27 protein-coding genes are annotated in these 18,575 nt (G+C 66.7%); 25 read left to right on the forward strand and 2 right to left on the reverse strand.

The features are described from left to right. Positions 1–91: 91 nt before the first annotated feature. From B9Z03_RS13300 to B9Z03_RS13355, 12 genes are all read left to right on the forward strand, one after another. Complete coding sequence (locus B9Z03_RS13300) at positions 92–886, forward strand: N-acetylmuramidase domain-containing protein (protein WP_085464638.1); 795 nt, start codon at positions 92–94, stop codon at positions 884–886. Positions 887–1,004: 118 nt separating this feature from the next. Then, a complete protein-coding gene (locus B9Z03_RS13305; protein ID WP_085467649.1) occupies positions 1,005–1,313 on the forward strand; it encodes a hypothetical protein in 309 nt (102 codons plus the stop codon). Beyond that, entirely contained in the window at positions 1,313–1,516 is a 204-nt protein-coding gene (locus tag B9Z03_RS13310) for a hypothetical protein (RefSeq protein ID WP_085464639.1), read from the forward strand. Before B9Z03_RS13305 ends, B9Z03_RS13310 begins: the two co-directional genes overlap by 1 nt. Continuing rightward, positions 1,513–2,067, forward strand: coding sequence for a 3TM-type holin (locus tag B9Z03_RS13315; RefSeq protein ID WP_176247515.1), 555 nt, complete (start codon positions 1,513–1,515; stop codon positions 2,065–2,067). Before B9Z03_RS13310 ends, B9Z03_RS13315 begins: the two co-directional genes overlap by 4 nt. Next, positions 2,064–2,285, forward strand: coding sequence for a TraR/DksA C4-type zinc finger protein (locus tag B9Z03_RS13320; RefSeq protein ID WP_085464641.1), 222 nt, complete (start codon positions 2,064–2,066; stop codon positions 2,283–2,285). The genes B9Z03_RS13315 and B9Z03_RS13320 overlap by 4 nt, the downstream gene beginning before the upstream one ends. Continuing rightward, a complete protein-coding gene (locus B9Z03_RS13325; RefSeq protein WP_085464642.1) occupies positions 2,282–2,638 on the forward strand; it encodes a DUF2730 family protein in 357 nt (118 codons plus the stop codon). Before B9Z03_RS13320 ends, B9Z03_RS13325 begins: the two co-directional genes overlap by 4 nt. After that, the gene (locus B9Z03_RS13330) at positions 2,635–2,931 is read left to right on the forward strand and encodes a VpaChn25_0724 family phage protein (protein WP_085464643.1); all 297 of its coding nucleotides are present in this window, start codon (positions 2,635–2,637) and stop codon (positions 2,929–2,931) included. Before B9Z03_RS13325 ends, B9Z03_RS13330 begins: the two co-directional genes overlap by 4 nt. 1 nt (position 2,932) lies before the next feature. Then, positions 2,933–3,529: a DUF3486 family protein gene (locus tag B9Z03_RS13335; protein ID WP_085464644.1), complete on the forward strand. Its 597-nt coding sequence runs from the start codon at positions 2,933–2,935 to the stop codon at positions 3,527–3,529. Further along, complete coding sequence (locus tag B9Z03_RS13340; RefSeq protein ID WP_085464645.1) at positions 3,529–3,723, forward strand: hypothetical protein; 195 nt, start codon at positions 3,529–3,531, stop codon at positions 3,721–3,723. The genes B9Z03_RS13335 and B9Z03_RS13340 overlap by 1 nt, the downstream gene beginning before the upstream one ends. Beyond that, positions 3,720–5,405: a hypothetical protein gene (locus tag B9Z03_RS13345; RefSeq protein WP_085464646.1), complete on the forward strand. Its 1,686-nt coding sequence runs from the start codon at positions 3,720–3,722 to the stop codon at positions 5,403–5,405. Before B9Z03_RS13340 ends, B9Z03_RS13345 begins: the two co-directional genes overlap by 4 nt. Beyond that, entirely contained in the window at positions 5,405–7,045 is a 1,641-nt protein-coding gene (locus B9Z03_RS13350) for a DUF935 domain-containing protein (protein WP_085464647.1), read from the forward strand. The genes B9Z03_RS13345 and B9Z03_RS13350 overlap by 1 nt, the downstream gene beginning before the upstream one ends. After that, positions 7,035–7,721 (forward strand): phage head morphogenesis protein, encoded by a 687-nt coding sequence (locus tag B9Z03_RS13355; protein ID WP_085464648.1) that lies wholly within the window; start codon positions 7,035–7,037, stop codon positions 7,719–7,721. The genes B9Z03_RS13350 and B9Z03_RS13355 overlap by 11 nt, the downstream gene beginning before the upstream one ends. Here B9Z03_RS13355 and B9Z03_RS13360 read toward each other — a convergent pair whose 3' ends face one another. Both B9Z03_RS13360 and B9Z03_RS13365 read right to left on the reverse strand, forming a co-directional pair. Beyond that, positions 7,722–7,904 carry a hypothetical protein gene (locus B9Z03_RS13360; RefSeq protein ID WP_085464649.1) on the reverse strand — a complete coding sequence of 61 codons (183 nt, stop codon included), beginning with the start codon at positions 7,902–7,904 and terminating at the stop codon, positions 7,722–7,724. Between the two features lie 120 nt (positions 7,905–8,024). Next, positions 8,025–9,407, reverse strand: coding sequence for a hypothetical protein (locus tag B9Z03_RS13365; RefSeq protein WP_085464650.1), 1,383 nt, complete (start codon positions 9,405–9,407; stop codon positions 8,025–8,027). A gap of 201 nt (positions 9,408–9,608) precedes the next feature. Between B9Z03_RS13365 and B9Z03_RS13370 the strand changes: the two genes are divergently transcribed. From B9Z03_RS13370 to B9Z03_RS13430, 13 genes are all read left to right on the forward strand, one after another. Beyond that, the gene (locus B9Z03_RS13370) at positions 9,609–10,709 is read left to right on the forward strand and encodes a phage protease (RefSeq protein ID WP_085464651.1); all 1,101 of its coding nucleotides are present in this window, start codon (positions 9,609–9,611) and stop codon (positions 10,707–10,709) included. 24 nt (positions 10,710–10,733) lie between these two features. Then, positions 10,734–11,186, forward strand: a complete 453-nt coding sequence (locus B9Z03_RS13375) for a hypothetical protein (RefSeq protein WP_085464652.1) — start codon at positions 10,734–10,736, stop codon at positions 11,184–11,186. Positions 11,187–11,218: 32 nt separating this feature from the next. Then, positions 11,219–12,112 (forward strand): Mu-like prophage major head subunit gpT family protein, encoded by an 894-nt coding sequence (locus B9Z03_RS13380; RefSeq protein ID WP_085464653.1) that lies wholly within the window; start codon positions 11,219–11,221, stop codon positions 12,110–12,112. A gap of 101 nt (positions 12,113–12,213) precedes the next feature. Next, positions 12,214–12,522, forward strand: a complete 309-nt coding sequence (locus B9Z03_RS13385; RefSeq protein WP_085464654.1) for a hypothetical protein — start codon at positions 12,214–12,216, stop codon at positions 12,520–12,522. A 98-nt stretch (positions 12,523–12,620) separates the two neighbouring features. After that, positions 12,621–13,223 carry a hypothetical protein gene (locus B9Z03_RS13390; RefSeq protein ID WP_085464655.1) on the forward strand — a complete coding sequence of 201 codons (603 nt, stop codon included), beginning with the start codon at positions 12,621–12,623 and terminating at the stop codon, positions 13,221–13,223. Then, positions 13,220–13,648: a gp436 family protein gene (locus B9Z03_RS13395; protein WP_085464656.1), complete on the forward strand. Its 429-nt coding sequence runs from the start codon at positions 13,220–13,222 to the stop codon at positions 13,646–13,648. Before B9Z03_RS13390 ends, B9Z03_RS13395 begins: the two co-directional genes overlap by 4 nt. Then, entirely contained in the window at positions 13,648–14,166 is a 519-nt protein-coding gene (locus B9Z03_RS13400; RefSeq protein ID WP_085464657.1) for a phage virion morphogenesis protein, read from the forward strand. The genes B9Z03_RS13395 and B9Z03_RS13400 overlap by 1 nt, the downstream gene beginning before the upstream one ends. After that, complete coding sequence (locus B9Z03_RS13405) at positions 14,153–14,593, forward strand: phage tail terminator protein (protein WP_085464658.1); 441 nt, start codon at positions 14,153–14,155, stop codon at positions 14,591–14,593. Before B9Z03_RS13400 ends, B9Z03_RS13405 begins: the two co-directional genes overlap by 14 nt. Next, positions 14,590–14,799 carry a hypothetical protein gene (locus tag B9Z03_RS13410; protein WP_085464659.1) on the forward strand — a complete coding sequence of 70 codons (210 nt, stop codon included), beginning with the start codon at positions 14,590–14,592 and terminating at the stop codon, positions 14,797–14,799. The genes B9Z03_RS13405 and B9Z03_RS13410 overlap by 4 nt, the downstream gene beginning before the upstream one ends. A gap of 1 nt (position 14,800) precedes the next feature. Then, on the forward strand, positions 14,801–15,730 hold the full coding sequence (locus B9Z03_RS13415) for a phage tail tube protein (RefSeq protein ID WP_085464660.1): 930 nt from the start codon (positions 14,801–14,803) through the stop codon (positions 15,728–15,730). Between the two features lie 103 nt (positions 15,731–15,833). Then, positions 15,834–16,157, forward strand: a complete 324-nt coding sequence (locus tag B9Z03_RS13420) for a hypothetical protein (protein ID WP_085464661.1) — start codon at positions 15,834–15,836, stop codon at positions 16,155–16,157. A gap of 68 nt (positions 16,158–16,225) precedes the next feature. Next, a complete protein-coding gene (locus B9Z03_RS13425; RefSeq protein WP_176247516.1) occupies positions 16,226–16,555 on the forward strand; it encodes a DUF1799 domain-containing protein in 330 nt (109 codons plus the stop codon). Positions 16,556–16,563: 8 nt separating this feature from the next. Beyond that, entirely contained in the window at positions 16,564–18,468 is a 1,905-nt protein-coding gene (locus B9Z03_RS13430; protein WP_176247517.1) for a hypothetical protein, read from the forward strand. The last annotated feature ends 107 nt before the right edge of the window (positions 18,469–18,575 follow it).

The following is an 18,575-nucleotide window of genomic DNA, read 5'->3' on the forward strand; positions in this document are numbered from 1 at the left end:
ATGATCCGACGCGCCGACAAGCCCACAACATCCCCGATCCGGCCGCGTCCCGCCTCTGCGGGCCGGCCATTTCCACACCGGGGAGTTCCCAATGTTCGACGCAGAGACCCGCGCCGCCGCGGCGGCCGCCGCCGCCCGCAACGGCTGGGAGACGGCGGCTCTGCTGGCCGTGATCGAGATCGAGAGCGGCGGCAAGGTGTTCGCGATCGTCGACGGCCGCCAGGAGCCGTTGATCCGCTTCGAGGGCCACTACTTCGACAAGCGGGTGCCAGCCGCCAAGCGTCCGGCAGCGCGCGCGGCCGGCCTCGCCGACCCGAAGGCCGGCGCGGTGAAGAACCCGGCCTCGCAGGCGGCGCGGTGGACGATGCTGAACCGGGCAATCGAGATCGACGCGAACGCGGCCCTCGAATCCGTGTCGTGGGGCGTCGGCCAAGTGATGGGCTCGCATTGGGACTGGCTCGGCTATGCCAGCGTCACAGCGATGGTGAATACGGCGCGCTCCGGTGCCGCCGGCCAGATCGAGCTCATGGAGCGCTACATCGACAAGGCCGGACTTTCGAAAGCCGTGAGCCGGCGGGACTGGCCCGCCTTCGCCCGCGGCTACAACGGGCCGGACTACAAGCGCCACGGCTACGACACCAAGCTCGCATCCGCCTATCGGCGGCATGCGGGGCAGGTGTCGGGGGTGCTGCGCCTCGGCGCAAGGGGCGACGCGGTCAAGGAGCTTCAGACGCTGCTGGCCGGCGCCGGCCACGCCCTCACGGCGGACGGGGATTTCGGCCCGAAGACGGCGGCGGCGGTCCGCGCCTTCCAGAGGGCGGCCGGCCTGACGGTCGACGGCATCGCCGGCCCCGCCACCCTTTCCGCCCTTCGCAACCAGGCGTGAGGGTCCGCCGATGCTGTCTATCGTCATCCTCGTCGCCGTCGTCGGCCTCTTCGTCTCCGCCGCGCTCGCCTGGTGGTGCAGCGATCCGCGGGGCGAGTGGCCGGAGTTCATCGACTGGATGCTCGTGGGCTTCCTCGCGCTGCTATTCGTCGCGATGGGCGCACGGGAGGCCTCTGCCCACGACGCGCCCGCCGGCTGGACCTATCCGTTGTCCTGCTGCTCGAGCTTCGACTGCCGGGAGGCGCAGACGGGCGAGGTCGAGGAGCGGCCGGAGGGCTTTGTCATCGCCGGAACCGGGGAGATTGTGCCGATGACCGACCGGCGGATCCGCAATTCGCCGGACGGCAAGTTCCACTGGTGCGCGCGCCAGTCCGGCGTCGACGCCGGCTGCACCATCTGCCTGTTCGTTCCGCCCCGGGGGTTCTGATGATCGTCGCGACCTTGCTCTCCTGGCTCGTGGCGATCCTCGCGATCGTCGCGGGCATCTTCGTCGTCATTGCTGGCGGGATCTGGCACGAGTTCGCGCCGGTGGAGGATTCCCGGCCGACCATCGCCCTATGGGGTGGGGTCGGCCTGTTCGGCCTCGGCGTCCTGCTCTTCGGCGCCAATGTTTGGGAGCTCTTCCAGTGACCGGCCTCGAAACCATCCTGATCGGCGTCGCGACCAAGATCGGCGCGCCCCTGGTGAAGAAGGTCCTGCAGGACCGCGTCGGCGGCAAGGCCGGCGAAGTCGGCGGGGCGATCATCGACGCGATCGCCGGCAAGGCCGAGGTGTCGGCGCCGGAGCTGCCCGACGTACCGCAGAAGAAGCTGGAGGAGGCCGTGCGCGCCGTCGAGGCGGAAGCGCCGGAGATCATCGCCGCCTATGTCGAGCAGCAGCGCGAGCAGAACCGGTTGCAGCTCGCCGAGATGGAGACGGGCGAGACCTGGACGTGGGCGTGGCGGCCGGCCGGCATGTGGACGTTCAACGTGCTGATCGTCTGGTATGTCGCGCTGGTGCCGGTGGTGAACCTCGTCCTGCAGCTCTGCGGGGCGACGGCGAGCCTGGTTCTGATCGTCGACGTCGGCACGTTCTTCTCGCTCTACCTGACCTTCACCAGCTTCTACATGGGCGGCCACACCGCGAAGGACTTCTTCGGCAAGGCGGCCGACGTCATCAAGACCTGGAAGGCCGGCAAGTGAGGGCGACCGACGCCATGATCGAGCAGGCTGAGGCCCGCGTCGCCGACGAGGTAAATGCGGGCGTCGCGCGGATCCAGGAAAAGCTCGCCGTGCGCTCGTTGCGGCTTGTCTGCGATTGCGGCGAGGAGATCTCGCCGGCACGGCGCGCGGCCTATCCCAATGCCTGCGACTGCATCGAATGCGCGCGGCGCATTGAACGCATGAGGAGACGCGCTTGATCGACGAACTGAAATCGTGGGCGGGCTTCATCGCCATCCTCGTCTCGCTCGGCACGATCGTTTGGGCCTGGCTGACGTCGGGCGCGAAGCACACCCAGGCTGACCTCGACAAGTTCAAGCAGGCAGAGGCCGAGCGCTGGGAGAAGATCGACGAGGTCTTCACCGAACACGAGCGCCGGGTCCAGACGATCGAGAGCGAGCTGAAGCACTTGCCCAGCCAGAAGTCGGTGCATGAGCTGCAGCTGACGCTGAAAGACATGCAGGTCGAAATGGCGAAGATCGGCGCTTCGGCCGATCAGTCGGCCCGCACCGCCGCCCGCGTCGAAACCTACCTCTTGGAGCATGGCAAGTGAGCTACGCTGAACATCTCGAAGCCGACGCGCGTCTGGTCATCCTGCGCGAACTCGCCAGGCAAACCGGCGGCAGCCTGAACGAGAACATCATCGTCAAGGTTCTTGACGCGTTCGGCTACCATCGCTCGCGCGAATGGGTGCGAACCCAACTGCGCAAGCTCGACGATGTCAGCGCGGTCAGGTTGACCGAACAGGGCACAGTCATGATCGCCTCGATCACCCGCGCCGGCCTGGACCACGTCGAGCGCCGCTCCGTCCTCGAAGGCGTGGCGCGCCCATCTCCGGAGGCGTGATATGGCGAAGCGTTCCGGCCGCGGCCGCCTGTCCGGCATGGAACAGCTGCCGGAGGAGGCATCCCCGATCATCGCCGCGGCGGCCGAGGCGTTACGCGATCGCGACCGGACTCAGCTCGACATCTACGAGGAGTTCTTCAACGCGCTCAACGCGCTGAAGCGCGAGCACCGGGGCGAGCTGGAGTTCGCCATCCCGTCGTTCTCCGCTTTCAACCGCTATTCGATCAAGCTTGCGACGCTGACGCGCCGGCTGGAGGAGACGCGCGAGATCGCCGCTGCGATCTCCAAGCGCTTCGACGCGGAGGCGTCCGACGACCTCACGCTGATCGCGGCCGAGTCGATCAAGAACCTAATTTTCGAGATGATCATCGCCAAAGGCGAGGCCGGCATCGACCCAAAAGGCGCGATGAACCTCGCCAACGCGCTGCGCGCCGCAGCACAGGCGCAGGGCGTGTCCACCGCGCGGCGGATAAAGGTCGAGAAGGAATTCGAGGAGGGCGTGGAGGCGGCCGTCGAGACTGTCGTGCGCGAGAAGGGCATGACGGCCGAGACCGCCGAGGCGATCAAGGCGAAGATCCTGGGCGTGAGGAAGACGTGATGCCCCGGCTTGAGCCGATCAGGGACTGGTTCGACCCGTGGAGTTCGCGGCGCTTCCTGCCGACCGCGGAAGAGGTTTGCGCGCAGGAGGAAGAGCGGGAGCGCCGACGGGTCGAGCGTCACAACCGAAAAATCGCGAAGAAGCTGGCAGCCGAGGCAGCGGAGCAGTCTTTGGCGCGTGAGGCAAAGGAATGACCGCCCCGATCAGCCAGGCCGACTGGGAGAAGTTCCGGCGCGAATCGATCGAGATCATGCCGGAGCTGGCCGAGAAGCTCGGCCTGCCCGAAGTCCTCTTGCCATATCAGTCGAAGGCGGTCGGCCTCATCGACTCGACCGCCATGCGCGTGCTCTTCATCGAGAAGAGCCGCCGCATCGGACTGACATGGGGGCTCGCTTCCTATGCGGTATTGCGCGCCGGGCGGAAGAAGAGCGCCCGAGGCATGGACGTGCTCTACATCTCCTACAAGCAGGAGATCGCCAAGGAATTCGTCGACGTTTGCGGCATGTGGGCGCGCGCTTTCGCGGTCGCGGCCGCCGAAGTCGACGAGGTGCTGTTCGACGACGTCGATCTTGATCACCCCGAGGACACCCGCCAGATCCAGGCGTTCAGGATCCGTTTCGCGTCGGGCTTCCAGATCCTTGCCCTCTCGTCGGCGCCGCGCTCCCTGCGCGGCCAGCAGGGTGACGTCATCATCGACGAAGCCGCCTTCGTCGACAGCCTCAAGGAGCTGATGAAGGCCGCGATCGCCATGCGCATGTGGGGAGGCAAGGTCATCGTCTGCTCGACGCATGACGGCGTCGACAACCCGTTCAACGAATACATCAAGGACATTCTTGGCGGGAAGTCGAAGTATCAGCACATGAAGGTCGACCTCGACCAGGCGATCCTCGACGGGCTGTTCAAGCGCATGTGCCTGGTCAACGGCGAGGAATGGACGCCCGCCGGCGAAGCGCAATGGCGGCAGGAGATCATCGAAGACTATGGCGACGGCGCCGACGAGGAGCTGTTCTGCATCCCGGCGATGGGGTCCGGCGCCTGGCTCACCGCGCCGCTGATCGAAGCGCGCATGACGCTCGACCCGGAAGAGGCGCCGATCGTCCGCATCGAGTTGCCGGGCGACTTCCTGCACCGGCCGAAGCTGGAGCGCGACCATCTGATGGCGCCTCACCTGGATGCGGTGAAGCGCGCCTTGGAGAAGCTCGATCCGGGCCAGATGCACGCCTTCGGCTACGATCCGGCGCGTAAGGTCGACCCTGCCATCATCCACCTTTTCGCGATCGACAAGATGTTGCGCCGGCGATCCGCGCTCACGGTCGAGATGCGCAACGTCCCCTTCGCCGAGCAAAAGGAGATCGCCAGCCTCATCCTGAAGGGTGCACCTCGGCTGCTTGGAGCGGCGGTCGACGCGACCGGCATGGGCATGAACCTGGCCGAAGATCTCGGCCGCGAGTTCGGCTTGCGCGAGGATCTGGAAGGCTCCGGCCTGGTCTGGGCGATCAAGCTCTCGGTGAACTGGTACAACGAGAACATGCCGCCGGTGAAAACGGCGTTCGAAGACGGTACGATCCTGCTGGCCAAGGATCCGGAGCACCTGTCCGATCTGCGCCTGGTCAAGATCATCCGCGGCGTTCCCCAGGTGCCGGCGGAGCGCGATGGCGTGGCAGGCAAGAAGCGTCACGGCGACTTCGCCGTGGCGGCGGCGCTCGCACACTTCGCCAGCCGGATGCAGTGGTACGAATACGGCTACACGCCCGCTTTAGCCACCGATCAACGGCGGTCCGAGGGCGGGTTCTGGACGCCGGACCATGGCGACGACTTCGTGCACCGCGATCCGTTCCGCGGCCCGCTGGGGACGCGTATTCGGGGAGAGATCTGATGGCCAGCCGCAAATCCCCGATCCTCGACCAGTTCGGCCGGCCGATCGAGCACGAGCTTTTGACGCAGGAGATCGCGGCGCCGACGATCGGTGGCGTGCGGACGCCTCTGACCGGCTACCCGGCCGACGGGCTGAACCCTGTCCGACTCGCCACCATCCTGCGCGAGGCTGACGCCGGCGACCCGGTCCGCTACATGGAGCTGGCGCAGACGGTCGAGGAGCGCGACCTGCACTATGTCGGCGTGCTCGGCACCCGCAAGCGCTCGGTCAGCCAGCTCGATATCACGGTGGAACCAGCTTCGGATTCGGCTGCGCACCAGAAGCATGCCGACGCCGTCTCCGAATGGCTGAAGCGCGACGAGCTGCAGGACGAGATGTTCGATCTCGGCGACGCGGTCGGCAAGGGCTATGCGTTCTCGGAGATCGTCTGGGATACGTCAGAGGGGCAGTGGCAGCCGGCGCGGCTGGAATGGCGCGACCAGCGCTGGTTTCGCTTCGACCGGCACGACCTGACGACACCACTGCTCGTGGGCGAGCACGGCCAGGAGCAGCCACTGCCGGCATTCAAGTTCATCCGCCCGGTGATCAAGGCGAAGTCCGGCCTGCCTCTACGCTCGGGCCTGGCGCGCATCGTCGCGTGGGCATGGATGTTCAAGGCCTTCACCAACCGCGACTGGGCGATCTTCACCCAGACCTATGGCCAGCCGGTTCGCATCGGCAAATATGGGCCAGGAGCCACCCAGGCGGACCGCGACACGCTGTTCCGCGCCGTGGCCAACATCGCCGGCGACTGCGCCGCGATCATCCCTGATGGAATGACGATCGACTTCATCGAGTCGAAATCGGTGGGCGCGTCGTCCGCACTCTACCTTGAGCGCACCGACCATCTCGATCAGCAGGTATCGAAGGCCGTGCTCGGCCAGACCGCCACGACCGATTCGGTCACCGGCGGACTGGGCTCCGGTAAGGAACACCGACAGGTCCAGGAGGACATCGAACGGGCCGACGCCAAGTCGCAATCGGCCGCGATCAACCGCGACCTGATCCGGGCATGGATCCAACTCGAGTATGACGATCATGGCGGCAAGTTCCCGCGCCTGAAGATCGGTCGTTCCGAAGAGGCGGATGTCGGCGTGACCGTCGACTCCGTCTCGAAGCTGGTGCCGCTGGGCCTGAAGGTCGGCCAACGGCAGATGCGCGAGGTGATCGGGCTCGGTGCGCCGGCCGAGGACGACGAATTGCTGGCGTCCGCGCAGGCGAAGAGCGACTTGGGCGAGGACGCGCCCGTCCGCGGGACGAAGGGCGAGCCGGCGAAGGCGAAGGACACGCCCTCTGGTAAGGCGGACGAGACTGAGGAAGCGCTGCACCAGGAGGGGCATCATGCGGGGCCGCTGCCCGACGAAATCATCGGCGATGCGGCGATCGTTCTGGGCGGCCCGTCCGTCGGCGACCTGGTGGCGAAGATGCGCGGCATCGTCGCCTCGGCCGGCAGCCTGGAGGAAGCGCAAGCGGCATTGGAGCGGGCGGCGGCGGCGCAGCAGACACCGGCCAACCTGACGGCCGCGATGCGGCAGGCGATGCTGCTCGCCTGGCTCTCCGGCGAGGCGGCGGAGGCGGACCGGGCTGGCGATGACGACTGAGGTTCGCTTCGAGGAGGCGATCGCCTTCCTGCGCCGGCGGCTCGAACTGCCGGCCGATCGCTGGCTCGAGGTGGTGCGCCAGATCGATGCCGCTGCCAGCGACCGCTCCGCCGGCATGACAGACTCGCTGGTGACGGACATTCTCGCCGAAGTTCTGAAGGCGATCGAGGACGGCTCGACCTTCGACGGCTTCCTGGACGGCTGGATCGAGGCGACGCGTCGGCACGGCTGGACGGCGGGCGACGACTTCGAGAGTGCCTACCGGGCGCGGCTCGCCTTCCGCCTCATGACGAGCCAGGCCTATGCTGCCGGTCGCTGGCAGCAGATCCAGCGGCTGAAACGGGTGCGGCCCTATCTCCGCTACGTCCATGTCGACCCGGAGCTGACTCAACCCGGTAGCCGGCACGAGCACGCCGCCTGGCACGGCATCATCCTGCCGGTCGACCACGAATGGTGGCTGACGCACTATCCGCCCAACGGCTGGAACTGCCGCTGCTACGTCCAGTCGCTGTCCGAGCGCGATCTCGGCCGCTATGGCTGGCGCGTGTCGGAGGAGGCTCCGCCCGACATCACCGTCATCCAGTTCGTCCGCGGCGTCCCGGTGGAAACGCCGGCTGGGATCGATCCCGGTTTCGCCTTCAATGTCGGTGTGGCAGGGCTGCGCCTGGCAGCCTGATCAGAGGTGGTAGTAGTAGATGCCAAAGGCGATCGGCCCGATCAGCAGGGCAGCGATCGCGGCGACCCGGATGGCGATCGCCAGGCGGATGCGAAAACGCCGCCAGGGCGTCTGGTCGGCCATAAACCGAATCCATTCGTCCCGCTCGGCATTTTCGTAGGCGATGTCCGTCTTCCATCCCATATTGCGATCTAGCAGGATCGATTGTGGCGCGGATTGGGCGTCGGAGGCTCCGGTAAGCCACCGTGAGGTGCGGAGGCCATTCACCGCCGTTCAAAACCGGTTTAACGTGCCCGATGCCGCCTACTCGTCGTCTCCCGGGTCATCATCCAGGGAGAACAGCCTATCATACACCGACACGATGGCTTCGTCGGTAAGATCGGCATCATACTCCTCAATCGCAAAGCTGATTAATTTGCGAACCGGCTCGCGCAAATTGGTTGCGTGAACGTCGAACGCTATTGTTCCCTGTGAGAGGCCGAGCGTGGGGAGCAGGAACATCGAGCCCTCAAAATCCGAGCCCGACCTGAAATCCTGGCATTTCAATGTAGCTTCATCCGTTGGCGGATGCGGCCGGTCCAGCCAGTAAAAGGCGGTGGGATCACGTTCTTCCTCGTGCCAATCGGCCATATCCAATCGGCGGGTCAGATGGCTGAGATCAATCTGGGACCAGCCTCCGCGGGGCGCCTTTGGCGGCTTTGGCAGCGTGCTCAGGAGCGACTGAATGACCTGCTCGGGCTCATCGACCAGCATCGCGCCGACCGAGCTGATCCTTACGATGAGGTTCGAAGCCGGCTGTCCGCTTTCGTTGCGAAGTACGTAGTCGATGGAAACGAACCGCGCTGCCTTATTCAGCAGTTCGGGAATGTGGTCGACAAAGGAAGTCACACGCTTCACGAAGGCATCGTACCTAGAACGATAATCGTCGATGGCCGATTGATCAGGGCGGTTCCAGGCTAGAGCACTGGTCAAAGACCCCATTGGTGCAAAACTCGTTCGCGGATGTAGGCCCAGGAATCGCCTCACAAACGCATCGGAGTCCCCGGCATCAAGCGGCTGGACGCGCGGTACGCGGAACACGATGGGCTCGTCCGGCAGCGCCAGGGTCACAGTTGGATGGCGCTCCGCGAGTGCCTTTCGAAGTCTATCGATCTCGATCTGTTGTGCCGTCTTGTCCTCCGGCAAGAGCCAGTCCTCCGCCGGCTCCAAGACCACACCGCCATAGTATCTCGCATTTATGCGGGGCGTGCGGTCATGCGTGAAGACGATTGAACCGGAATCGCTCAGCGCGGTGGCGACGAGCAGATCGTCCGTCTTGTGAGGGGTCAGATCGGGAAAGGCAGACCAGTCGACCTGTCGCGAGCGTTCGACAACCAGGACGATCTCTGGATTACTCTGACGCAAAACAAGGCTCATGGGATTGTTGCGCGTGGCTTCGTCGATCAGCTTCAGAGCTGTTCTGGATCGATTCCGAAGACGGTCCTGTTGTCCGATCTTCATGGTCTCAAGCTCTTTTACGATCGCAGGTATGACTATGAGCCTGACCGAAGACACCCCCGGAAAGGCGCTTCGCCATGGTATGTCTTTGAGGTCACGAAGCTGCACGAATGCGTTTGCGTCCAGGTAGAGTCTGGCTATCTGGATTGGCGGCTCAATCGCGCCTAGATCTGCTTGTGTCGTGTCCATGGTCGAGCGTCCCTTTGGAAGGGATATCGCGAGTTCGCGTCGCAGACCAGCCCGCCTTGACCCTGTGCACCGTCTCGTGACAGCCTGATGCTGGCGCAGGTTGCGCCGGCCTGCGCCGGCGTCCGATAGCCAAGGCGACCGACGCTGGATGGCCGAATTCGGCCACCCGACTGACATGCCCGCCGCTGGCTAGATGCGGCAATGCTTCGCCCCGCCACTTTCACCTCGCTTCACTCGGCCGCCGACACGGGCGACCTGGCGCTGTGCGCCGCGTTCCCGCTGCCCGCCTTCGAGGACGACAAGGTCCCGGAGTGGATCAACCTGCTTCCCGCCGGTGCGATCATCACGACCGTGGACGGGCGCGGCCCCTACAAGGTTCCCAGCGCCGCCGAGGTGGTTCGGGCCAGTCTGCAGCAGGCGGCCGGACCGATGGTCCTCGACGAGAACCACGCGACGGATATCGCCGCAGCCAGGGGGGAGTCGGCGCCGGCGCGGGGCTGGATCGTCGCGCTCGACGCTCGCCCGGACGGCATCTGGGGCAAAGTCGACTGGACCAAGAGCGGCCTCGAACTGATGGCTGACAAGGCCTACCGCTACATCTCCCCGGTCATCACCCACCTGAAGGACGGAACCGTCCTCGAGATCCGGCGCGCCTCGCTGGTCAACAAGCCCAATCTGCGCGGCCTCGCCGCGCTTCACCAGGAGAACACCATGGACCTTCTCGCCAAGCTGCTCGCCGCGCTGGGCCTTCCCGCGACCACGACGGAAGAGGCGGTCATCGCCGCCGTCACCACGATGCATGCCCAGCAGACCGCGGCGTCGACCGCGCTGCAGGCTGCGCTCGATCCGATCGCCACTGCGGTCGGGCTTCAGGCCGGTGCCGACGCCACCGCCGTACTCGCCGGCGTCCAGCAGGTGACGGCGAAGGGCAACGACAATGTCGTGGTCGCCCTGCAGGCGGAGATCGCGACGCTTGCCAGCCAGGTGAAGACGCTGACCGAGACCGGGTCGAAGGAGCGGGCGACCGTCTATGTCGACGGCGAGATCAAGCGCGGGCGCGCCGGGCTGAAGCCGCTGCGCGACCATTACATCGCCATGCACATGGCGGACCCGGCCCGTGTCGAGAAGGAGATCGGCGCGATGATCGTGCTCGGCCCGTCCGGCGCTCGTGTCGATCCGCCGGCCCCCGTCAACGGCGAGATCTCGCTCAATGCGGAGCAACGCGCCACGGCGAAGATGCTGGGCATCGACGAGAAGGCCTATGCCGAAACCCTGAAGGCCGAGCGCGAGGCCGCGCTCTAACCCGCAACTCGAGAGGAACCGACTATGGCTCTTTCCGCCGACCGCAACACCGCCCGCGCCGCCGGGGACGTCCTCGTCCAGGGCATGGCCGCATCCGTGCTCGTCTATGCCGGCGCGCTCGTCATGCGCAACGCCGCCGGCTACCTGACCAAGGGCGCGACCGCGACGGGATCGGTCGGCGTCGGCCGGGCCGAGGAGCGCAAGACCGGCGGGGCAAACGCCGGCGACGAGAAGCTCAAGGTCCGTCCCGGGAGCTACTGGTTCAAGAACTCCACCTCGACCGACGCGATCACCGTCGCGGAGATCGGCGACGTCTGCTTCATCGTCGACGACGAGCAGGTCGCCAAGACCAACGGCACCAACACACGCTCTCCGGCCGGCTTCGTCGAGGACGTCGACGCCACGAAGGGCGTCCTGGTGCGCTTCGACGAAGTGCTGACCCGCAGCTACGTCGAGGGCATCGCCAACCCGGCCTGACCTTTCCCGCCACAACGCAACAGGACACTGCCATGCTCGTCAACGCAGCCAATCTCGATACCCTCCGCGTCGGGTTCAAGACGTCTTTCCAGGGCGGCCTGTCGCAGGCCTCCACCATGCACCTGCGGGTGTCGACCGTCGTTCCGGCTTCGACCAAGAGTCAGAAATACGGCTGGCTTGGCAAGATCCCCAACGTGCGCGAGTGGATCGGCCCGCGCGCCGTGCAGAACCTGTCGCAGCACGACTACACGATCACCGAGAAGCCCTGGGAGCTGACGATCGGCGTCGACCGGGACGACATCGAAACGGACAATCTCGGCATTTACACGCCGATGTTCAAGGAGATGGGCCAGTCCACCGGGGCCAAGTGGGACCTGCTGGTCTACGACTTCCTGAAGTCCGGCTTCTCGACGGTCTGCTACGACGGCCAATACTTCTTCGACACCGACCACCCGGTGCTCGACGCCGACGGTGTCGCCCAGTCGGTCGCCAACACCGATGGCGGTGCGGGCACGCCCTGGTTCCTGATCGACGCATCCAGGGCGCTGAAGCCGGTCATTCTGCAGAAGCGCCGCGACTTCCAATTCCAGGCGATGGACAATCTGACCGACCAGAACGTCTTCATGAACAAGGAATTTCTCTACGGCGCCGACGCGCGGGCCAATGTCGGCTTCGGCTTCTGGCAGTTCGCCTGGGGCTCGAAACAGACGCTCAACGCCGCCAACTACGCAATCGGCCGCGCCGCCATCTCCGGCATGAAGGGCGACCACGGCCGCCCGCTCGGCCTGATGCCGAACCTTCTGATTGTGCCGCCGTCGCTCGAAAGCGCAGGGCGCAAGATCCTCAACTCGGAAAATGGCTCTGGCGGCGAGACCAACGAGTGGAAGGGCACGGCCGAACTGCTTGTCTGCCCTTGGCTGGCCTGACGCATTCGGCGGCCGGTGCCCCTGGCCGCCGATCTACCCGCCGGCAGGGTATCACCGGCGGGTCTTTCGAAGGTCCCCATGTTCAACCTGGAGAGTTACTCATGAAGCTTATGGGTCTTTGCTTAGCCCTCGCGTCCGGCATCCTTGCCGTGTCGCTCGCCGTTGCCGCGCCAAGCCTGGCCATGGGCAATCGGATGGTCATCACCTCTTCCGCGCTGGAGCCGGCGCAGCTCTTCTCTCTCGACGTGACTTTTGTCCTGGGCGCCATCGCAGCCGTTGCCGTTGTCGTACTGGTAAAGGTGGGCGTGCCTGTCCGCATCGCCTTCCGCACCGGCAGGCGCTGGGTCTCGCGCTGTCTCGGGCGTGTGTCCGACCTGTTCATTCCGCGTCCGCTTCCATCGCCGAGTTGAGGGGGCGGCGATGTAGGACTGATCCGCCGGGAGCGATCCCGGCGGGTCTTTCGAAGGACGGCCCGCGCGGCCCTCCTCCCAAAGACCCGGAGACAGACATGGCGAAAGCATCAAAGCCGACTCGAGCGGTCAAAGTTCCCGATGGCGCAGCCGTGGCGGAAGCCGCGGTGGGCAAGAGTCCGGTCGACGCGGGCGGCGCGCAGCCCGACCCGGCCTTGGCCGAGGAGCGTGTGTCCTCCTCGGTGACCAATACTCAGGGGAAGCCGCCTCGCCCCGACGAGCAAGATGGGAGCGCCGAGGCGAGACCCATCCAGGCGGACACCGGGGCGGGAGACCCGGACACGAATACCCCGAGGGGGAGCTCTGGCACGGCTCGCGAGGCCTCCAGCACCGATGGCGGGACGACGGCGGAAACGCCGAGCGTAGGGACACAGTCCGGCTCCCCGAACGGGATGTTTGAAGAGGCGATGGAAGAGGCGAGGGCGATGTATCCTTGCTTCTTCACGGCGTCCGAGACCTGGAAGGCGGCTCATCCCGGCACCCTTCCGACGATCGTTCGGATATCGTCAAAGATCGAGGGCTTCCGCCGAGCCGATCTCGCGCATTCCAAGGCGCCCGTCGACCATTCGATCTTCGACTTCGACCCGGATCGGCTTGAGCGGCTGCTCGCCGAGCCGAACCTGAGGGTGGAGTTCGCGTGAGCTACAGCACCCAGGCGCAGCTCGTCGAGCGCTACTCGGAGAAGATGCTAATCGACATCTCCGACCGCGGCGAGACGCCGACCGGCGAGATCGACGCGGCGCTGATCGCGCGCGCGATCGCCGATGCAGATGCGCTGATCGACGGCTACCTGAAGGTGCGCTACGCGCTGCCGCTGGCCGACGTGCCGGACCTGGTGCGCGACCTGTCCCTCGCCATCTCGATCTACAAGGCGCATGCGCACGTCGCAGCCGAGAAGATCACGGCCGACTACAAGGATGCACTCAAGACGCTTGAGCAGATCGCGCGCGGCCTGATCCAGCTTGACGTCGAAGGGGTGGAGCCGGCGCCGTCGGGCGCGGCCGAGGTGCGCACCAATCAGCCCGAGCGGCCGCTCTCCGCGGCGACGATGAAGGGCTATATCTGATGACTGGCGTGCGCTTCGAGCTCAAGGGCAGTGACGCGGTGCTGGCCGCGCTGGCCGACACGCTCAGCAAGACTGACGACAAGCGCGGCCTGTTCGACGCGATCGGCGCGGCGCTCGCCTCTTCCACCCAGGCTCGCTTCGAAACCGAGACCGATCCGGAGGGCTCGCCCTGGCCGGACTCGTTGCGGAAGCTGGTCAATGGCGGCCGGACACTGACGGACAGTGCCCGCCTCGTGCAGTCGCTGACGCATGAGGCCACTGAGGAGTCCGTCGCGGTCGGCACCAACGTCATCTATGCCGCCATCCATCAGTTCGGCGGCACCATCAAGGCCAAGACCTCGTCAGGTTTACGCTTCCGCGGGCCGGGCAATGGCGGCTGGGTCACCAAGCAGTCGGTCGAGATGCCGCGCCGCACCTTCCTCGGCCTCGATGACGACGACGAGGCGGAGATCGGCCATCTCGCCGCCGAATGGCTGGGCGCGGACGACGACAGCGGAGGCGGCGATGCTCGTCTCTGATCTAGTTACCCGGATCGCCGGAGAAATCGACGCGCTCGACGACCGGGTCCAGGGCGCGGCCGAGCTGTCCGAACTGGTCAGGCGCAAGGCGCTGCCGCAGGCCTCGCCCTTCGCCTTCGTCCTGCCGAACGGTCTCATCGCGCGCAACCAGGGGGACGCGGGCGCCGCCGCCTTTACGCAGATGGTCGACGAGGTGTTCGCCGTCGTCCTCTTCGTCCGCGCTTCCGGCGACGTCACCGGCGCCAAGGCGCTGCCGACCATCGACGCGCTGATCTGGGCCGTAATCGAAGCCGTGTGCGGCTGGGGGCCGGACGACGCGATCGGCGTCTTTCATATGCGCCGCGGCCAGCTGCTCTCGGCGGAGGCCGGCGCCGTCATCTACCAGCTCGATTTCGGGCTGCAGCAACAGGTGAGGATCATCTCATGACCGAGACCCGCGTTCGCAAGATCCGTCCGCCGATGCCGGCGGAGGGCGGCAGCTATTCGCGCCAGGCGGACGGCGCGCTCGAGCTCGTCGAGCGGACGGCTCTGCCCGAGCCCGGCAGTGTCGCCGCAACGGCCGCCGAGCCGCTGGAAGCCGCGCCGCAGGATCCGCCGGCTGGCAAGTCCGCACGGCGCGTGAAGGAGGGTTGAAATGCCGATCAAGTGGAAGTCGAAGATCCTCCTGTTCAAGATTGAAAGCGTCTACGGCACCGATCCGACGCCCACCGGCGCGGCCAACGCAATCCTCGCCACCAACATCGTCTTCTCGCCGATGGAAGGCCAGGACGTGTCGCGAGAGCTGGAGCTGCCGTGGCTTGCCGCCCAGGCGACGATCCCGGCCGGCCTGCATTGCCGGATGACGTTCCGGGTGGAGATGGTGCCGTCCGGCACGCCGGGCGTGGCGCCCGCCTGGGGGCCGCTGCTAAGGGCCTGCCGGGCGGCGCAGGCGATCGTCGCGGATACGTCGGTCGCCTATAACGGGATCAGCGACAACCACGAGAGCGTCTGCGGTCATTTCTGGGTCGGCTCGACGCGCTACGTGATGAAGGGCACGCGCGGCAACGTGGTGATGCGCTTCACCGCGCAGGGGATTCCTTATCTGGAATTCAACGTCGTCGGTCTGTTCTCGCTGCCGTCCGAACAGGCCCGCCCGACGCCGACGCTCACCGCCTTCCTCAAGCCCGACCTGGTCACCAACGCCAAGACGACGTTCGAACTCGATTCCATTCCGCTGGTGATGCGCAGCTTCTCGCTCGACCTCGGCAACCAGGTCGAGACGCGATTCCTCGTCGGATCCGAGGGCGTGCTCATCACGGACGCGGCCGAGACCGTGGCCATGCAGGTCGAGGCGGTGCCGCTTTCGACCTTCGATCCCTATGCCGCGGCGGCGAACCAGGACGAGGTGCCGATCGTGATCACTCACGGAACGGTCGCCGGCCGGACCGCCACGCTCGAGATCGACGGCGCGCAGATCCAGCGGCCCTCCGGCTTCGAGAACCAGCAGAACATCCTGGAATGGCCGCTGCGCGCGGTGCCCTTGCCGTCGGCCGGCAACGACCAGTGGGTGCTGACGCTGACTTGATTTCGCTCACGGCCGAGCGCGCCTGCGGCGCCGGCCTCCGCGCAGGCGCGACAAAGGCCGCGACGGCCGGTCGGCCTACCGAAAAGGACAGAAAGGAGATCCCGTGTTCAATGTTGACGAGGAACCGACGTTCACCGGCACCGCAAAACTGCCGCCCAGCGTCGGCAAGGAGCCGGAGACCTTCACCGCCGACTTCCGCGCACTGCCGATCGACACGTTCTCGGCGTTCGACTTCTCGAACCCCGACGACGTGAAAGCGATGCTCGAGCAGTCGATCTTCAATCTAGGCGACATCATCGACGCGAAGAAGCAGCCGGTCCCCTACAGCGAGGAGCTGCGCGCGAGGCTGCTCAACAATCCGATCACCCGCGCAGCGCTGTTTCGCGCCTATGTCGAGACGATCGGCGTGGCGTCACGGGGAAACTGATCGCGGCCGCGCAGGCCTGGGCGGCCGGCGGCCTGATCGACGACATCGCCCAGCCAGAGCCGGAAGCCGTGCTCGACGCACGCCGCTGGAAACTGCCCGCGGAAGAGATCGCAGCGTTGCGACTTCATCTTGCCGGCCGCCGCGAGGGCGAGTTCGCCGGCGTCTGGCCGGACAATGTGGGCGCAGTGACCGCGTTCCTGCTGGCCGCCTCACAATGGCGCACATCGATCAGAATGGATGAAAGGAGGCTGCGCACAGTGTTCGTCGGGCTCGACTATTCGGGGGCAAAGGTCGCGATCGACGCCGCCGGCATTGTCCTCTCCGGTCCGACCTTCGCCGGCCTGCAGGTGATGGAGATGGCCGCGCGCGACGCCCTCAACGGCGAGGCAATGTCATGACCTTGCGCATGTCCCTCGTTATCGACGGAGAAGTGTCGGGCGCTCGCCGCGCTGTGCGCGAGACGAAGGACGACATCGTCGATCTCGGCAAGACGGCCGAAGAGACCAACAAGAAGCTCGCGCCAGGCAGCACGATCGACTGGGGGCCGAAGGCTGCGGACAGCCTGAAGAAGATCAAGGACGATGCGCCGGGCGCGGCCGACGCCCTGGCCGATGTCGGCGAGGCCAGCCGCGATGCGAAGCCGGAGATCGACGCTGTCGGATCGGCGGCGGCGGGCGCTGCGCCGAAGTTCTCCAACCTCAAGACATTGGCCGCCGGCGCTCTGGCGGGTTTTGCGACCGGTCTTGGCGCCGCTGCGATCGCGGCAGGTCTGTCGGCGGCCGCGGGTGCCGCCGGCGAACTGGCGGCCGAGATATTGTCGAACACGCCGATGATCGAGCGGGACCTCAAGTCCCACGAGCAGCTCGTCCGCAACATCAAGGGCGCCTATGCGGAGGCCGAGGGCGCCGCCTCGTCCTACGGCAAGAATTCCACCTCGCTGCTACGCTTCCAGGCGCAGCAGGACATCACCAGGCTGGAGCGCGACCTTGAGGCGGCGCTGGCTGACGCCCAGCGCGGTGCGCTGCATCCGGCTGCGGATCCGCATGGGGGGACGCGTGCTTCGGGTGCCGCGTACGACCTCATCGCGCAGTTTCGCCAAGAGCTCCAGGAAGGCAAGGCCGATGTCATCGAATTCCGCAACGAGCTCGGCAAGATCGGCGAAAGCCTTCCGGCCGGAGATTCGCAACGCGGGCTGATCGAGCAGATCGTCGGGCAGACCGAAACGGCGGCGCAGCTGCAGTCGGAACTGGAGCGCGCCCGCGACCTGCTGCAGGGTCTCCAAGGCGACGCGGACGCTGCGGCGACGGCGCTCGGCGGCTCGGCCGATAAGTATCGCGGGCTGGGCGAAGCCAGCGGCGCTGCCGCTCCGCCCCTCGGCGAAGCGGCCGGCGGGATCCGGGCGGGCGGCGACGCCGCAGCGGCCGCCAATCCGCACCTCGCCGAGACGGAGCGGCTGCTGCGCGCCATCGCCGGTCTGCCGAGCCCGGCGCGCCAGGCGGTCACGCCGGTGACGGCTGGCCGCGCCTTCGCCGCGGGCGGCTACACCGGCGACGGACCGGCCAGCGAGGTCGCCGGCTTCGTACACGGCAGGGAATTCGTGTTCGACGCGGCGTCGACCGCCGCGATCGGCGTCGGCAATCTGGAGGCGATCCGGCGCGGCGTGCGTGGCTATGCAGCCGGCGGTTATGTAGGTTCCACCTCCGCCGGCACCGGGGCGAGTTGGCTCGGGATCGGCTGGGGCGGCCTGAGCCTGGACGACCTGGAGGACGCGCTCCAGGACCTGCGCGGCGCTGCGATCGGCCTCGCCAAGGCGTTGCTGTCGGGCGAAGATCCGATGGAGGCCCTCGCACAGGCGGCGCTGTCGCTGGCGGACAAGCTGGCGAACGCGGCGCTGAACGAGTTCGGCGACTATCTGTTCGGCAAGGCCGGAGAAGGCCTGAGCGGCATTTTCGGCAACGCGCTGAGCTGGCTGTTCGGCGGCAATGTGACCGCCGGCCTCTGGCACTCCGGCGGCACGATCGGCGCCGCTCCCGCCGCGTCCCGGTCGGTGCCGGCGTCGCTGTTCGCCGCCGCGCCGCGCCTGCATGGCGGCGGCATGATCCGGGCGGGAGAGAGGCCGGCCATCCTGATGGAAGGAGAGGAGGTCGGCTGGCCCGATCAGCTCGCCCGCAAATATGGCGGCGACCGCGGGGGACAGACGGTCAACAATTTCTATGTCGAGACACCGACGCCGCGCGCCTTCGCCGAAAGCCGCGCCACCGTCGCCCGCGGCGCCTCCCGCCTCGTCAACCGGCTGGGGCGCTACTCATGATGGCGCTCACGGGCCGCACCGCTCGCGTTGCTCGCTGGCCCTCCGCGGGGGCGGCGAACGATCGCCGGCGCGCGGTCGCGCGCTTGCCGCACCGCTTTTGCAGGCCG

The organism is Mesorhizobium australicum (assembly GCF_900177325.1).
GTDB classification, from domain to species: Bacteria; Pseudomonadota; Alphaproteobacteria; order Rhizobiales; family Rhizobiaceae; genus Mesorhizobium_A; species Mesorhizobium_A australicum_A.

What these genes read in the sequence shown, in the direction of transcription:
- B9Z03_RS13300 (WP_085464638.1), top strand. Translation starts at nt 92, where the DNA reads ATGTTCGACGCAGAGACCCGCGCCGCCGCGGCGGCCGCCGCCGCCCGC.
- B9Z03_RS13305 (WP_085467649.1), top strand. Translation starts at nt 1,005, where the DNA reads ATGCTCGTGGGCTTCCTCGCGCTGCTATTCGTCGCGATGGGCGCACGG.
- B9Z03_RS13310 (WP_085464639.1), top strand. Translation starts at nt 1,313, where the DNA reads ATGATCGTCGCGACCTTGCTCTCCTGGCTCGTGGCGATCCTCGCGATC.
- B9Z03_RS13335 (WP_085464644.1), top strand. Translation starts at nt 2,933, where the DNA reads ATGGCGAAGCGTTCCGGCCGCGGCCGCCTGTCCGGCATGGAACAGCTG.
- B9Z03_RS13340 (WP_085464645.1), top strand. Translation starts at nt 3,529, where the DNA reads ATGCCCCGGCTTGAGCCGATCAGGGACTGGTTCGACCCGTGGAGTTCG.
- B9Z03_RS13345 (WP_085464646.1), top strand. Translation starts at nt 3,720, where the DNA reads ATGACCGCCCCGATCAGCCAGGCCGACTGGGAGAAGTTCCGGCGCGAA.
- B9Z03_RS13350 (WP_085464647.1), top strand. Translation starts at nt 5,405, where the DNA reads ATGGCCAGCCGCAAATCCCCGATCCTCGACCAGTTCGGCCGGCCGATC.
- B9Z03_RS13355 (WP_085464648.1), top strand. Translation starts at nt 7,035, where the DNA reads ATGACGACTGAGGTTCGCTTCGAGGAGGCGATCGCCTTCCTGCGCCGG.
- B9Z03_RS13360 (WP_085464649.1), bottom strand. Translation starts at nt 7,904, where the DNA reads ATGGGATGGAAGACGGACATCGCCTACGAAAATGCCGAGCGGGACGAA.
- B9Z03_RS13365 (WP_085464650.1), bottom strand. Translation starts at nt 9,407, where the DNA reads ATGGACACGACACAAGCAGATCTAGGCGCGATTGAGCCGCCAATCCAG.
- B9Z03_RS13370 (WP_085464651.1), top strand. Translation starts at nt 9,609, where the DNA reads ATGCTTCGCCCCGCCACTTTCACCTCGCTTCACTCGGCCGCCGACACG.
- B9Z03_RS13375 (WP_085464652.1), top strand. Translation starts at nt 10,734, where the DNA reads ATGGCTCTTTCCGCCGACCGCAACACCGCCCGCGCCGCCGGGGACGTC.
- B9Z03_RS13380 (WP_085464653.1), top strand. Translation starts at nt 11,219, where the DNA reads ATGCTCGTCAACGCAGCCAATCTCGATACCCTCCGCGTCGGGTTCAAG.
- B9Z03_RS13385 (WP_085464654.1), top strand. Translation starts at nt 12,214, where the DNA reads ATGAAGCTTATGGGTCTTTGCTTAGCCCTCGCGTCCGGCATCCTTGCC.
- B9Z03_RS13390 (WP_085464655.1), top strand. Translation starts at nt 12,621, where the DNA reads ATGGCGAAAGCATCAAAGCCGACTCGAGCGGTCAAAGTTCCCGATGGC.
- B9Z03_RS13400 (WP_085464657.1), top strand. Translation starts at nt 13,648, where the DNA reads ATGACTGGCGTGCGCTTCGAGCTCAAGGGCAGTGACGCGGTGCTGGCC.
- B9Z03_RS13405 (WP_085464658.1), top strand. Translation starts at nt 14,153, where the DNA reads ATGCTCGTCTCTGATCTAGTTACCCGGATCGCCGGAGAAATCGACGCG.
- B9Z03_RS13410 (WP_085464659.1), top strand. Translation starts at nt 14,590, where the DNA reads ATGACCGAGACCCGCGTTCGCAAGATCCGTCCGCCGATGCCGGCGGAG.
- B9Z03_RS13415 (WP_085464660.1), top strand. Translation starts at nt 14,801, where the DNA reads ATGCCGATCAAGTGGAAGTCGAAGATCCTCCTGTTCAAGATTGAAAGC.
- B9Z03_RS13430 (WP_176247517.1), top strand. Translation starts at nt 16,564, where the DNA reads ATGTCCCTCGTTATCGACGGAGAAGTGTCGGGCGCTCGCCGCGCTGTG.